This is a genomic window from Enterobacter sp. H2G27, assembly GCF_054403075.1.
On the sequence record NZ_JBSVSI010000001.1, the window covers coordinates 2,887,822 to 2,902,367 of the forward strand.

A 14,546-nucleotide genomic window follows, 5' to 3' on the forward strand; every position below is an offset into this window, starting at 1 on the left:
TATTGCTAAAAAAAAGCCACTGCATGCGAAAATCACACGAGTGGCTTTTTTTTACACTTACATTTTGTTACCAGAATTTTGAGCTGGCGATCACTCAAAATCCCCTTCAACGATCAGGGAATCATCCCCCCCTTCGGAGGTAACGCGCTCGAACTGCCACGGGTTATGGTAGTTTTCCATCGCGTCGAACACCACCTTTGCCAGCTCGTTATGGCTGGACGAATTGTGGCAGAGCAGATATTCCGTATCCGGCAGCGCAGGCAGGCCATCGGACTTCCCCAGAACGCGCAGATCGGGGCTCATCATCTCTACCGGACGCGCCGTTACACCCAGACCGGCCTTCACGGCTGCACGGACCGCTGGTAACGTGGAAGCCACATACGCCAGACGCCACGGAATGTTGGCCTCATTCAGCGCCGTGAGCACCATATCGCGAAACGGGCTCGGGTCATCCAGTAAGACCAGTGGCACCGGTTCCCCTTTTTGCAGCACGTATTCGGCTGCACAATACCAGTGCGTAGGCGATGTACGCAGCGTCAGGCAATCAAACTGCCCGGGACGATGCGTAGTCACCACCAGGTCGACTTTATTCTCATTTAACATCTCAACCATAAAAGCATTACGCTTTACGCTAACGTCCAGTGCAAGCTTCGGATAAACCGAACTGATACGATTGAGAAGAAACGGCAATATTGTATCCGCTGACTCATCAGATGCGCCTAACGTTAGCACCCCTTGTAGGTTGCTAAACATTAATGACATACATGCTTCATCATTAAAGCGAAGAATTTTCCTGGCATAACCCAGAAGCTGAATACCGTGTTCCGTTAAGAGCTTATTACGCCCATGACGCGCAAAAAGCTCTTTACCAACCAGCTGCTCCAGCCGCTGCATTTGCTGGCTGACGGCGGACTGAGTTCGGCAAACGGCGGCAGCAGCTGCTGCAAAAGTGTTGAGATCGGCGACCGCAACAAACGTTCTCAGCAGATCGAGGTCGAGATTCATTATCGGACGATTTGCATTTATCATATCTATTCACTTTCAGGTTGCTCGTGCGGAGCTGCCCGGGTTGAAGCTGTGTGTAACAGTTAAGCAATTCCCTCTGAAGGTTTTCCCTCGCATCCCGGCCCGGCAGACTGCCTGACAGATAGTTATTGTGCTGCTTTATATCAACAGTCAGAAAGCACGTTTCATGACGTTATTTTTATTCTCTTAAACGTTCAGGATATTTAGATGTTCGCAGGTTTATGTAAATTACATTAAAGGTATAACACCTTTTCTGCCATCTTTATCGCAGCGCTGTCAACGTAGCAGGAGATGTTCGACACATTCCAGCCAGAGATAACTCCAACAATAACAATCAATTAATTCGGAAAATCAGTTGCAGATATACAAAAACCGTGTATCTGCCCCCTGCTTTCCTGTAAGACATCTTAACCCAAATCCACTTTATTTATAAGTCTTATTGCAATATTGAGGATTAAAGAAGAATGTTAAGCTTCTAAACTAATTTTATTAAAATTAACTAAAGTTGCATTTTATAGGTTAATAATAAATAAATTTTAATTTAGATTAAGACCATTCATTAATGGCACTTAACATTAATTTCACATGAGTAACTTTTAGCCACATTATGCTTTTACAGGAACATTCCTCAAGCATTCAGGATTTACGAAAAGTCACTCAGGGTGATTGCTACCGTCGTCCGGCTCACCACTTATTTTATTCAGCACAATATACAGGATTTTGAAAAATTAATAGCACATTCGACCCATCTTGGTACCGTAAGTGCAACTTTAAGCCAGTATAAAAGCGAATGTGCAGCGAAAAAGATTTATCAATTTTTTGCTGCTGGCACAAAATCTTCTACTGCACACCCTTCAAAACGAAGCGAGGGGGGAGTACATTATTCCGTGCTGACTTCCACGGCAGGGAGCGGCAATAATAGCGAAAAGGTTAAAGGTTCATGTCCCCTATCGAAAAATCCAGCAAGCTAGATAACGTCTGTTATGACATCCGCGGCCCGGTTCTGAAAGAGGCAAAACGCCTTGAAGAGGAAGGCAACAAGGTTCTGAAACTCAACATTGGTAACCCTGCGCCATTTGGTTTTGAAGCGCCGGATGAAATTCTGGTTGATGTGATCCGCAACCTTCCTACTGCACAAGGCTATTGCGATTCAAAAGGACTTTACTCCGCACGTAAAGCCATCATGCAGCACTACCAGGCACGCGGCATGCGTGATGTTACCGTTGAAGATATTTATATTGGCAACGGCGTCTCCGAACTGATCGTGCAGGCGATGCAGGCGCTGCTGAACAGCGGGGACGAAATGCTGGTTCCCGCACCGGACTATCCGCTGTGGACGGCTGCAGTATCCTTGTCCAGCGGTAAGGCCGTGCACTATCTTTGCGACGAGTCCTCCGACTGGTTCCCGGACCTCGATGATATTCGCGCAAAAATCACGCCCCGCACGCGCGGCATCGTGATCATTAACCCGAACAATCCAACGGGTGCGGTATACTCAAAAGAGCTGCTGATGGAGATCGTCGAGCTCGCCCGCCAGCACAACCTGATCATCTTTGCCGACGAAATTTACGACAAGATCCTGTACGACGCGGCACAGCACCACTCAATCGCAGCGCTGGCCCCGGATCTGCTGACCGTCACCTTTAACGGCCTGTCTAAAACCTACCGCGTGGCCGGTTTCCGTCAGGGCTGGATGGTATTAAACGGTCCGAAAAAGCACGCCAAAGGCTATATTGAAGGGCTGGAGATGCTGGCCTCCATGCGTTTATGTGCCAACGTTCCGGCGCAGCACGCAATCCAGACGGCGCTGGGTGGTTATCAGAGCATTAGCGAGTTCATCGTGCCCGGTGGACGCCTGTACGAACAGCGTAACCGCGCGTGGGAGCTGATCAACGATATTCCGGGGGTTTCCTGCGTGAAGCCGAATGGGGCGCTCTATATGTTCCCGAAAATTGACGCGAAGCGCTTCAATATTCACGATGATCAGAAAATGGTGCTTGATTTCCTGCTGCAGGAAAAAGTGCTGCTGGTCCAGGGCACGGCGTTTAACTGGCCGTGGCCGGATCATGTGCGTATCGTGACGCTGCCGCGCGAAGATGACCTCGAAATGGCCATCAGCCGCTTTGGTCGCTTCCTCTCTGGATACCATCAGTAATCTTAAAATCAGGCTACTTCGGTAGCCTGATTTGCATCTTCCCTCCCCTCCCCGCACAATGAACGCCTGTCGCAGTGAAGACAAAAGGTATCCTATGAGTCAGAGTCATTTCTTTGCCCACCTCTCCCGCCTGAAACTCATCAACCGCTGGCCGCTGATGCGCAACGTGCGCACAGAGAACGTGTCAGAGCACAGCCTGCAGGTTGCCATGGTCGCTCACGCGCTGGCCGCCATTAAAAACCGCAAATTCAACGGTCAGGTCAATGCAGAGCGCATTGCCCTGCTGGCGATGTACCACGATGCGTCAGAAGTGCTGACCGGCGACCTGCCTACGCCGGTGAAATATTTCAACTCGCAAATTGCGCAGGAATATAAGGCCATCGAGAAGATTGCCCAGCAGAAGCTGATCGACATGGTGCCGGATGAGTTGCGCGACATCTTTGAGCCGCTCATCGATGAGCATCAGTACACGGAAGATGAAAAGTCGCTGGTCAAACAGGCCGACGCGCTCTGCGCCTATCTGAAGTGTCTTGAAGAGTTGTCCGCAGGGAATAACGAATTTTTACTGGCAAAAACGCGCCTGGAAAAAACGCTGGAATCCCGCCGCAGCGAAGAGATGGATTATTTTATGCAGGTGTTCGTACCGAGCTTCCATTTATCGTTGGATGAGATCAGTCAGGATTCGCCGTTGTAATTTTTCGCCGGGTGGCGGCTTCGCCTTACCCGGCCTACGTTTCTGCGCTCACGCTTAAAACGGGAACAGGACCGGTATCAATACCACGCACACCACCATCACCAGCACGGTGAACGGCACGCCCAGCTTCACGAAATCGCTGAACTTATAATTCCCGGGCCCCAGCACCAGCGTGTTCACCGGTGAAGAGACCGGCGTCATAAATGCCGCGGAAGCGGCCATCGCCACCATCATCGCAAACGGGTACGGCGATACGCCCATGGACTTTGCCATCGCCAGCGCGATAGGCGCCATCAGTACCGCCGTCGCGGTGTTGGAGATAAACAGACCGATGGTGGCGCACATGATAAACAGGCAGACCATCATCATGTACGGCCCATACCCGCCGCCGACGTCCATTAAGCCTTTAACGATCAGATCCACGCCACCGGTTTTTTGCAACGCCAGGGCGAAAGGCATCATCCCGACGATGAGAATAATGCTCGGCCAGTGAACGGCTTTATAGGCGCTTTCGGCGTCAATACAGCGGAATTTACCCATCAACAGGCAAGCGATGATTGCCGCGACCGGATTGGGAATTTCATCGGTCAGCATCAGTGCCACCATCAGCACCAGACAAAAAATAGCGTGAGGCGCCTGGCTGTGCGCAGGCGACGCGTCGCTCTCCTCAACAGGCATGTTGAGCACCACAAAATCACGCCCTTTTTGCCCGAGCTGGCTTATCAGCTTCCAGTTACCGACAACCAGGAAGATGTCGCCCAGCAGGATCGGCTCATCAACTACCGCCCCTTCCATCGCCACGCCATCACGCTTCAGCCCCACGACGTTCAGGCCATAGCGGGTACGGAATCCCATTTCCCGCACGGTTTTACCCAACAGTTCTGACTCCGGGATCAGCGACACCTCGGCCATGCCGACATCCAGCGCCTGATCGGAGAAATACTCCCCGCGAAGCACCATAGGTTCCAGCAGCTGTTCGCTGCAAAAATCGCGCAGATCCACGTCCGCGGTGGACATATCAATCAGCAGGACGTCACGCGCGCGGAATTCCGACACCCCGTTGACGTTAACAATCACCCGACGAAAACGACGCCAGCGCTCTACGCCAATCACATTCGCGCCATAGCGCTCACGCAGTTTCAGATCATCAAGCCGCTGCCCAACCATCGGCGAGCCGGGGCGAATAGCCAGACGGCGCGCGCGCCCGGTAAGGCGGTACTCTTTAATCAAATCGCGGAAGGTGCGTCGCTTCCATCCTTCTTTATTTTTGTCCTGTTTTTCACCGTTAAGGGCAAAACGGGTCATCAGCATGTAGACCACGCCCATTACAAGAATAACCAGCCCAAGCGGGGTGACGCTGAAAAAACTGAAGCCCTCAAATCCTTCCCGGATCAGCTCGCTGTTGACGACCAGGTTCGGCGGCGTTGCCACCAGCGTCATCATTCCGCTGATCAAACCGGCGAAACTCAGGGGCATCATCAGGCGCGACGGCGAGCTCTGCATCCGCATGGAAACGCTCAACACCACTGGGATGAAGATGGCGACCACGCCCGTGGAGCTCATAAACGCCCCCAGTCCGGCGACGGTCACCATCAGGTAGATCAGCATTTTGGTTTCGCTGCTGCCCGCCACTTTCACTAGCCACGACCCCACAATGGTCGCCACGCCGGTGCGCACCAGCCCATCACCAATAATAAACAGGGCTGCAATCAGGATAACGTTGGGATCGCTAAACCCGGAGAAGGCTTCCGGCAGCGTGAGCGTACCGCTCAGCACAAACGCGACGATGACAAACAAGGCGACGGCGTCCATGCGTACCTTGCCCGTTGCAAAAAGAAGGATGGCGATTAAAAGCAGGCTCAGGACCCAAATCAGTTCACCGTTCACAACATGTCCTTGTCAGTGGGAGATGAGAGATTTTGCCATAAAAAAGCCCCATCAGCGTGGGGCTATATCATGGGTTTACATTTTTAGCGAGACGGTTACAACACCATCAGAGGCTTTCGAAACAGCCAGTGCCGTCAGGGAATCGAGCACCAAATCTGCCTCCTCCAGGCGGGGAGATCCCGCCGGAACGTTAACGGCGATGACGTGGCTCCCTGCGTTCAGCCCGGCCAGTACGCCAGCCGCCGCATCTTCCACCACCACGCACTCTGCCGGGTCGAGGCCCAGCAGTTCAGCGCCCAGTAAAAATGCATCAGGCTCCGGTTTACCCCGCTTCACGCGCTCCGCCGTAATAAACACGTCAGGCGTCGGCAACCCTGCCGCCTTGTGTCGGGCGTGGGCAACCGGTACGGAACCGGAGGTGACGATAGCCCACGGGATCTGCGCCTCGTTCAAATGCTCAAGCAGTTCGCGCGCGCCCGGTAATGCGGTGATACCGTCAGTATCGGTGGCTTCAATATGCTCCAGGTATTTGAACTCCGCCTGAATTTCGTCCTCAGTGCGTCCGGCCAGGAAGTGCCGTAGCGAGGTAATGGCCTGTTTGCCATGGATAAAATTCAGCACGTCCTGATGGTCGATGCCATGTCTGTCAGCCCAATGGCACCATGAACGCTCAACAACCGGCAGCGAGTCCACCAGCGTACCGTCCAGATCAAACAGAAAACCTCTACACTGCACACGCACCTCCGTCAGGCATTAATGATTTGTTGAATTTCGTTGCTGCTTAAATGGTACTGACGCGGACAGGCATGCCACGCGCTCAGCATGCGCTGATACTTATCCCACATCGGGGTCTGCGCGTTGAAGCCGTGGGTGCCCGCGTCAAAGTGGGTATAACGCCCTTCCGTATTCACCATAAAACGAACATAGCTCAGATAACGCGCTTCCGTTGCGGCATCAAAGCCTAAAAAGGTCACGCGGCGCTCGTCAATGGACTGCCGATCTTTGAGATTCGTCCAGGACACGTGCAGAGCGTGATACATCTCCATAATATCGATCACGATGCGGCAGGTTTCTTCTTTTAGCTCGCCAAACTCGCGGTCCAGTTCACGCATTTGCAAACCAAAGCCGCGTTCGACGATGGTTTGCAGGCGGCTGTAGCGCGCAGCGTTATCGGGATCAAGCATAGTCATCATCTTGTACTGGTTAGACAAAATCAGACGTTGAGCATGGGTCATTTCCATCTTTCGACTCCTGTAGCGCATTGCACTTAAAAAAAAGACACGGTAACTGATTGTTACTGTGCCTTCTTTTCGTCGTCGTTTCGATGATCAATCACAAATCATCGAGGAATGTTTTATCCAGTTGCTTAAAAGCACGCTTTAACGTGTCCGCCAGCGCCTGGTAATCCGGCTTGCCTTCAACCGGAGCGAGCGCCTGCCCGGCCTCTTCCAGCTTACCGCGCACTTCATAAAACCAGTGTAAAATAGAAGGTGGAAGTGGGGTGATGGACCGTTTACCTAACCACCACAGGCCCTGCATCGGCAGGCTTAATGCGAAGAGCGCCGTGGCGACGGCAGGTCCAAGCTGCCCACCCAGCGCAATCTGCCAGCACAGCGTAAAGACAGCGACAGGCGGCATAAAGCGAATCGCATAGCGCGTGGCACGGATGGTGCGATTCTCAATAAACATCGGCGCAAGGCGCTTTTCCATTGGCCACGTCTTTGCATAATGCTGTCCCCGACGAAACAGACTGAAGAAATTTACGGACGGGTTCTCTGGTGTCGACATGGCTGTACCTCAACTTCACATATAAAAATTAAAATTTTCGTGCAAAACCACAACAAGCTATGACAACGTTCAAAATATTTTGTCATCTCTACCCCGTATCGGGTATCCTGTGCCAGCCTGATAGGGCCATAGACGAGAATCATTAGCTCGTCAAATTATTGCATATTATGCCATTGGCTGAAAATTGTGCAAAATGGCATAAAATCATAGTTATTTCTTCCATCATGCCACAATGTTCGTTTGGCATGATGTTAATCATAAATGTCCGAGTCATCATGCGTTACGCTGTTAGACTCACTGACGTTTTTTTAGCCACGTATCAATAATAGGTACTTCCATGTCGAGTAAGTTAGTACTGGTTCTGAACTGCGGTAGCTCCTCACTGAAATTCGCCATCATCGATGCGCTCAACGGTGACGAATACCTCTCTGGTTTGGCCGAATGTTTCCATCTGCCTGAAGCACGTATCAAGTGGAAGATGGACGGCAGCAAACAAGAAGCGGCTTTAGGTGCAGGCGCCGCTCACAGTGAAGCGCTGAACTTTATCGTTAACACTATTCTGGCACAAAAACCAGAACTGTCTGCTCAGCTGACTGCGATTGGTCACCGTATCGTCCACGGCGGCGAAAAATACACCAGCTCCGTGGTGATCGACGAATCTGTGATCCAGGGCATCAAGGACTCTGCGTCCTTCGCACCGCTGCACAACCCGGCTCACCTGATCGGTATCGCTGAAGCACTGAAATCCTTCCCGAATCTGAAAGACAAAAACGTGGCCGTATTCGATACCGCGTTCCATCAGACCATGCCGGAAGAGTCTTACCTCTATGCCCTGCCATACAGCCTGTACAAAGAACATGGCGTACGTCGTTACGGCGCGCACGGCACCAGCCACTTCTATGTGACTCAGGAAGCGGCAAAAGTGCTGAACAAGCCGGTTGAAGAACTGAACATCATCACCTGCCACCTGGGCAACGGTGGTTCTGTTTCGGCTATCCGCAACGGTAAATGTGTTGATACCTCCATGGGTCTGACCCCGCTGGAAGGTCTGGTGATGGGTACCCGTTCCGGTGACATCGACCCGGCGATCATCTTCCACCTGCACGACACCCTGGGCATGAGCGTTGACCAGATCAACAAAATGCTGACGAAAGAGTCTGGCCTGCTGGGTCTGACCGAAGTCACCAGCGACTGCCGTTACGTTGAAGACAACTACGCAGAGAAAGAAGACGCTAAACGTGCAATGGACGTTTATTGCCACCGTCTGGCGAAGTACATCGGCTCTTACACTGCGCTGATGGAAGGCCGTCTGGACGCGGTTATCTTCACCGGTGGTATCGGTGAGAACGCGGCAATGGTTCGTGAACTGTCCCTGGGCAAACTGGGCGTTCTGGGCTTCGACGTTGATCACGAGCGTAACCTGGCTGCCCGCTTCGGCAAGTCTGGCTTCATCAACAAAGAAGGCACCCGCCCTGCTCTCGTTATCCCAACTAACGAAGAACTGGTCATTGCGCAAGACGCGCACCGCCTGACTGCCTGATTCCACACCGCCAGCAATGCTGGCGGTGCTGTTTTGTAACCCGCCCAATTGCGGCGGTAACGAAAGAGGATAAACCGTGTCCCGTACTATTATGCTGATCCCTACCGGAACCAGCGTCGGCCTGACCAGCGTCAGCCTTGGTGTGATCCGTGCTATGGAACGCAAAGGCGTTCGTCTGAGCGTCTTTAAGCCAATCGCCCAGCCACGTGCCGGGGGCGATGCGCCAGACCAGACCACCACCATCGTGCGCAAAAACTCCAATCTGCCAGCGGCCGAACCGCTGAAGATGAGCCACGTTGAATCTCTCCTCTCCAGCAACCAGAAAGACGTGCTGATGGAAGAGATCATCGCCAACTACCATGCTAACGCGCAAGACGCGGAAGTGGTGCTGGTTGAAGGTCTGGTGCCAACCCGCAAACACCAGTTTGCGCAGTCTCTGAACTTCGAAATCGCGAAAACCCTGAACGCAGAGATCGTTTTCGTGATGTCTCAGGGCACTGATACCCCAGAGCAGCTGAACGAGCGTATCGAGCTGACGCGCAGCAGCTTCGGCGGCGCGAAAAACACCAACATCACCGGCGTGATCGTCAACAAGCTGAACGCGCCAGTGGATGAGCAGGGCCGTACTCGCCCTGACCTGTCCGAGATCTTCGACGACTCGTCCAAAGCGAAAGTCATCAAAGTTGACCCGGCTAAGCTGCAGGAATCCAGCCCGCTTCCGGTTCTGGGCGCGGTGCCATGGAGCTTCGATCTGATTGCCACCCGTGCAATCGATATGGCGCGCCACCTTAACGCCACCATCGTTAACGAAGGTGACATCAACACTCGCCGCGTGAAGTCCGTAACCTTCTGTGCGCGCAGCATTCCGCACATGCTGGAACACTTCCGCGCAGGTTCCCTGCTGGTGACCTCCGCAGACCGTCCAGACGTGCTGGTTGCAGCGTGCCTGGCCGCGATGAACGGTGTGGAAATCGGTGCGATCCTGCTGACCGGTGCCTACGAGATGGACCCGCGCGTGAGCAAGCTGTGCGAACGCGCGTTCGCCACCGGTCTGCCGGTCTTCATGGTGAACACCAACACCTGGCAGACCTCCCTGAGCCTGCAGAGCTTCAACCTGGAAGTGCCGGTTGATGATCACGAGCGTATCGAGAAAGTTCAGGAATACGTTGCTGGCTACATCAACGCAGACTGGATCGAATCCCTGACCGCGACCTCCGAGCGCAGCCGTCGTCTGTCTCCTCCAGCATTCCGTTACCAGCTGACCGAGCTGGCGCGCAAAGCGGGCAAACGCGTTGTTCTGCCAGAAGGCGATGAACCACGTACCGTTAAAGCAGCGGCTATCTGTGCAGAGCGCGGCATCGCGACCTGTGTGCTGCTGGGTAACCCGGATGAGATCAACCGCGTAGCGGCCTCTCAGGGCGTTGAGCTGGGTGCTGGCATCGAAATCGTTGACCCAGAAGTGGTTCGCGAAAGCTACGTGGCCCGTCTGGTTGAGCTGCGTAAGAGCAAGGGCATGACCGAAGCCGTTGCGCGCGAGCAGCTGGAAGACAACGTAGTGCTGGGCACGCTGATGCTGGAGCAGGACGAAGTTGACGGTCTGGTTTCCGGTGCGGTTCACACCACGGCGAACACCATCCGTCCACCGCTGCAGCTGATCAAAACCGCGCCAGGCAGCTCTCTGGTTTCTTCCGTGTTCTTCATGCTGCTGCCTGAACAGGTTTACGTTTACGGCGACTGCGCGATCAACCCGGATCCAACTGCAGAACAGCTGGCCGAGATCGCTATCCAGTCCGCAGACTCCGCGACCGCTTTCGGTATCGAGCCGCGCGTGGCTATGCTCTCCTACTCCACCGGCACCTCAGGTGCAGGTAGCGATGTAGAGAAAGTGCGTGAAGCGACCCGTATTGCGCAGGAAAAACGTCCTGATCTGATGATCGACGGCCCGCTGCAGTACGACGCCGCGGTTATGGCTGACGTTGCAAAATCTAAAGCGCCGAACTCGCCGGTTGCAGGCCGCGCTACCGTGTTCATCTTCCCGGATCTGAACACCGGTAACACCACTTACAAAGCGGTACAGCGTTCTGCCGACCTGATCTCCATCGGGCCAATGCTGCAGGGCATGCGTAAACCTGTGAACGACCTGTCTCGTGGCGCACTGGTAGACGATATCGTTTACACCATCGCGCTGACGGCGATCCAGTCTTCGCAGCAGCAGTAATGTTAAAAAGCCCGGTGGCGCTAGCGCTTACCGGGCAAGAAAGGCGACCACTTAACCGGTCGCCTTTTTTATTTACAGCAGCTCGCGCGCCGCCGATAAAATGTCATGTGCCGTCAGGCCATACTCTTTCTGCAGAAAATCCTGCGTCCCCACCTGGCCGTAACGCTCCTTAACGCCCACCCGCCGCATCGGCACCGGGCAGGTTTCCACCAGCACTTCCGCCACCGCCGACCCGAGGCCGTTGTGAATGCTGTGGTTTTCACAGGTGACGATGCGCCCGGTCTTCTCGGCGTAGTTTTTCACCAGCATCCGGTCGATAGGCTTCAGGGTAAACATGTCGATGACCGCCGCGCTGACGCCCTCCTGCTCAAGCTGGCGCGCGGCTTCCAGCGCTTCCGACACCATGATGCCGTTGGCAATCAGGGTAATATCGGTTCCTTCGCGCAGCACGTTGCCTTTGCCAATGGTGAAGGTCGAGCCAGGCGCATACACGCTCGGTGCCTGCTTACGGATGGTCCGCACCCAGAAGAAGCCGTCGAGATCGATAAGCTGTCGCAGCACGTCCTCGAACATCACCGCGTCGGTCACCTCCAGCACCACCGAATGCGCCAGCCCGCGCACGATGCCCATATCCTCAAACGACATATGCGTTCCGCCGTTGTGGCAGGCCGTCACGCCCGCATCCGACGCTATCACCTTCACGTTGTTGCGCTGATAGTCCAGGGACATAAACAGCTGGTCAAAACAGCGGCGGCTGGCAAAGGCGGTGAAGGTGTGAACGAACGGCTTGCGTCCGGTAAGCGACAGCCCCGCCGCCGTGCCGATGACGTTGGCCTCCATAATGCCGCAGTTAATCACGTGCTGCGGATAATCGCGCGCCACGCCGTCCATCGCCATCGAGCTCATCAGATCTGCTTCGAGCGCAATGATGTCACTTCCGGCCTCAATCTGTTTTGCCACGAAGCCAGCGTAAACTTTACGCATCTCAACGGCGTCTTTCTGTCCTGCCGGTGCAACCTTAATCATGTGAAGCCTCCAGTTGGCGAATCGTCTCGTTGAGGGCCGCTTTGCTCTCCGCGGTCAATCGCAGGTGGTGCGAGTTGCTGAGCTGCTCCAGATACGGCACCCCCTGGCCTTTGATGCTGTCGAGGATGACGACTAACGGACGCGCATCGGCTGCCAGGATCCGCGACGTCACTGCCAGCAGACCCGGAATGTCGTCCCCCTTCACCGTCGCCACGTCAAAGCCAAAGGCGCGGAATTTCCCCTCCAGGTCGAACGCGCTGATGATCTCGTCCAGCTCGCCGTCGAGCTGCTGTTTGTTCCAGTCGACAAATACCGTCAGGTTGTTCAGGCGATGGTGAGCAATAAACTGGAATGCTTCCCAGCACTGCCCCTCGTTCAGCTCGCCGTCGCCGACGATGCAGAAGACCCGATTCGGTCGCCCGGCCAGCCTGTGCGACAGCGCCATACCGCCGGCGATGGAAATCCCCTGTCCCAGCGAACCGGTAGTAGCATCTACGCCACGCGTTTTCAGGCGGTCCGGGTGGCTCGGCAGGCGCGTGCCGTTCTGGTTCAGCGTGCTTAGCTCTTCCACCGGGAAGTAGCCCTTGATTGCCAGCGTGCTGTAGAGCGCCGGGCCCGCATGGCCTTTCGACAGGACAAAATAGTCTCGCTCCGGCCAGTCCGGATCCGCCGGGTCGATTTTCATCACCGCGCCGTAGAGCACGGCCAGCGTTTCAATCACCGACATGCTGCCGCCATAGTGTCCAAAGCCCAGCTGCGTCAGCGACTTCAGCGTCTCAAGACGGATCTGACGCGCGAGTTCGGTTATCTCTTTCTCATTCATGATTTGGCTCCGGTGTTTTCCTGCGCGTTACCGCCTGCAGGTTTGTTTTTCGCGAAGATGTTGTACGCCACCAGCAGCGCAAACAGCGCCACGACCAGCCCGGTGATGGCCAGCGGCGACAGGAAGCGCGCCAGGTTGCCGAGCACAATCCCGACCGCGCCGAAGTCGGCGTCCGAGAAGGTGGTGTTGGCAAAACCAATGGCGCCCAGTACCGGCAGCAACAGGACCGGCAGGAAGGTAATCAGCAGGCCGTTGGCAAACGCACCGATCATCGCCCCGCGACGTCCACCGGTGGCGTTACCGAACACGCCCGCCGTTGCGCCGGTGAAGAAGTGCGGCACCACGCCCGGGAGGATCAGCACCCAGCTAAACTGACCGCAGATGAACAACCCCACAATCCCGCCGAGGAAGCTAAACAGGAAACCAATCAGCACCGCGTTTGGCGCATAGGGGTACACCACCGGGCAGTCCAGCGCAGGACGCGCGTTCGGCACCAGTTTCTCCGAGAAGCCGGTAAAGGCCGGAACGATCTCAGCCAGAATCAGGCGCACGCCCTGCAGGATGATGAACACGCCCGCCGCAAAGGTGATTGCCATGATGATGGCGTAGACGAGGTAGTTCTGGCCGGCACTGAAGGTAGCCTCGACGTACTCGCGCCCGGCGCTCACCGCCATGATCAGGTAGATAATCATCATGGTCAGGGAAATGGAGATCGAGCTGTCGCGCAGGAAGCTCAGATTCTTCGGCAGGTTCATCTCTTCGGTTGAGCGGGAGCCTTTGCCGACCTTGCTGCCAATCCAGCCTGAAAGCACGTAGCCCAGCGTGCCGAAGTGGCCGAAGGCAATCTCATCGTTGCCGGTAATGCGCTTCATGTAGCGCTGCGCAATCGCCGGGAAGAAAGCCATGATCAGGCCGAGGATCAGCGAGCCGGTAAAGACCAGTCCTACGCCTTCAAAGCCCGCCACCGTCAGGATCACGCCAATCATGCACGCCATGTAAAACGTGTGGTGCCCGGTCAGGAAGATGTACTTCAGGCGAGTAAAGCGCGCGACGATAATATTTGCCACCATGCCGAAGGCCATAATCAGCGCGGTCGCTGCACCGTATTTTTCCAACGCAATGGACACAATGGCTTCATTGTTTGGAATAATGCCCTGAATCGTAAAGGCGTGTTCGAACATACCGCCTAACGGATTTAATGACCCGACCAGCACCGTGGCGCCGCCGCCCAGCACAATAAAGCCCAGAATAGTTTTAATGGTTCCTTTCACCACGTCCGAAAACGCTTTTTTCTGCGCAACCAGACCAATAAGCGCAATTAAACCGACCAGCACCGAAGGGACTTTTAAAATATCAACAACGAAATTCAGCGTTTCAAGGATAAACATA

Annotated in this window: 12 protein-coding genes; 4 read left to right on the top strand and 8 right to left on the bottom strand. The window is 54.7% G+C overall.

The window, feature by feature from the left end; translation table 11 throughout:
• Positions 1 to 90: 90 nt before the first annotated feature.
• Positions 91 to 1,029: a transcriptional regulator LrhA gene (gene lrhA, locus ACW9E7_RS13615; RefSeq protein ID WP_111965271.1), complete on the bottom strand. Its 939-nt coding sequence runs from the start codon at positions 1,027 to 1,029 to the stop codon at positions 91 to 93.
• A 937-nt stretch (positions 1,030 to 1,966) separates the two neighbouring features.
• On the opposite strand from lrhA, the gene alaA reads away from it, so the two are divergent.
• Together alaA and yfbR are read left to right on the top strand one after the other, a co-directional pair.
• Positions 1,967 to 3,181 carry an alanine transaminase AlaA gene (gene alaA, locus ACW9E7_RS13620; RefSeq protein ID WP_008500204.1) on the top strand — a complete coding sequence of 405 codons (1,215 nt, stop codon included), beginning with the start codon at positions 1,967 to 1,969 and terminating at the stop codon, positions 3,179 to 3,181.
• A 94-nt stretch (positions 3,182 to 3,275) separates the two neighbouring features.
• Entirely contained in the window at positions 3,276 to 3,875 is a 600-nt protein-coding gene (yfbR, locus tag ACW9E7_RS13625; RefSeq protein ID WP_010433329.1) for a 5'-deoxynucleotidase, read from the top strand.
• A 54-nt stretch (positions 3,876 to 3,929) separates the two neighbouring features.
• Here yfbR and ACW9E7_RS13630 read toward each other — a convergent pair whose 3' ends face one another.
• The 4 genes from ACW9E7_RS13630 to yfbV form a co-directional block, all read right to left on the bottom strand.
• On the bottom strand, positions 3,930 to 5,762 hold the full coding sequence (locus ACW9E7_RS13630) for an SLC13 family permease (RefSeq protein WP_271368591.1): 1,833 nt from the start codon (positions 5,760 to 5,762) through the stop codon (positions 3,930 to 3,932).
• Positions 5,763 to 5,837: 75 nt separating this feature from the next.
• On the bottom strand, positions 5,838 to 6,497 hold the full coding sequence (locus tag ACW9E7_RS13635) for a sugar phosphatase (protein WP_115875897.1): 660 nt from the start codon (positions 6,495 to 6,497) through the stop codon (positions 5,838 to 5,840).
• 11 nt (positions 6,498 to 6,508) lie between these two features.
• Positions 6,509 to 7,003: a YfbU family protein gene (locus ACW9E7_RS13640; RefSeq protein ID WP_023617380.1), complete on the bottom strand. Its 495-nt coding sequence runs from the start codon at positions 7,001 to 7,003 to the stop codon at positions 6,509 to 6,511.
• A gap of 91 nt (positions 7,004 to 7,094) precedes the next feature.
• Entirely contained in the window at positions 7,095 to 7,550 is a 456-nt protein-coding gene (gene yfbV / locus ACW9E7_RS13645) for a terminus macrodomain insulation protein YfbV (protein WP_023312543.1), read from the bottom strand.
• 337 nt (positions 7,551 to 7,887) lie between these two features.
• On the opposite strand from yfbV, the gene ackA reads away from it, so the two are divergent.
• Together ackA and pta are read left to right on the top strand one after the other, a co-directional pair.
• On the top strand, positions 7,888 to 9,090 hold the full coding sequence (ackA, locus tag ACW9E7_RS13650) for an acetate kinase (RefSeq protein ID WP_023312544.1): 1,203 nt from the start codon (positions 7,888 to 7,890) through the stop codon (positions 9,088 to 9,090).
• A 76-nt stretch (positions 9,091 to 9,166) separates the two neighbouring features.
• Positions 9,167 to 11,308: a phosphate acetyltransferase gene (pta, locus tag ACW9E7_RS13655; protein ID WP_045327913.1), complete on the top strand. Its 2,142-nt coding sequence runs from the start codon at positions 9,167 to 9,169 to the stop codon at positions 11,306 to 11,308.
• Positions 11,309 to 11,380: 72 nt separating this feature from the next.
• Here the strand turns inward: pta and ACW9E7_RS13660 are convergent, their stop codons facing one another.
• The 3 genes from ACW9E7_RS13660 to ACW9E7_RS13670 are packed head-to-tail and all read right to left on the bottom strand — an operon-like array spanning position 11,381 to position 14,545.
• Positions 11,381 to 12,334, bottom strand: a complete 954-nt coding sequence (locus ACW9E7_RS13660) for a transketolase family protein (RefSeq protein WP_458727925.1) — start codon at positions 12,332 to 12,334, stop codon at positions 11,381 to 11,383.
• Positions 12,327 to 13,157, bottom strand: a complete 831-nt coding sequence (locus ACW9E7_RS13665; RefSeq protein ID WP_458727926.1) for a transketolase — start codon at positions 13,155 to 13,157, stop codon at positions 12,327 to 12,329. The genes ACW9E7_RS13660 and ACW9E7_RS13665 overlap by 8 nt, the downstream gene beginning before the upstream one ends.
• On the bottom strand, positions 13,154 to 14,545 hold the full coding sequence (locus tag ACW9E7_RS13670; protein ID WP_115875900.1) for a PTS ascorbate transporter subunit IIC: 1,392 nt from the start codon (positions 14,543 to 14,545) through the stop codon (positions 13,154 to 13,156). Before ACW9E7_RS13670 ends, ACW9E7_RS13665 begins: the two co-directional genes overlap by 4 nt.
• Position 14,546 lies beyond the last annotated feature (1 nt).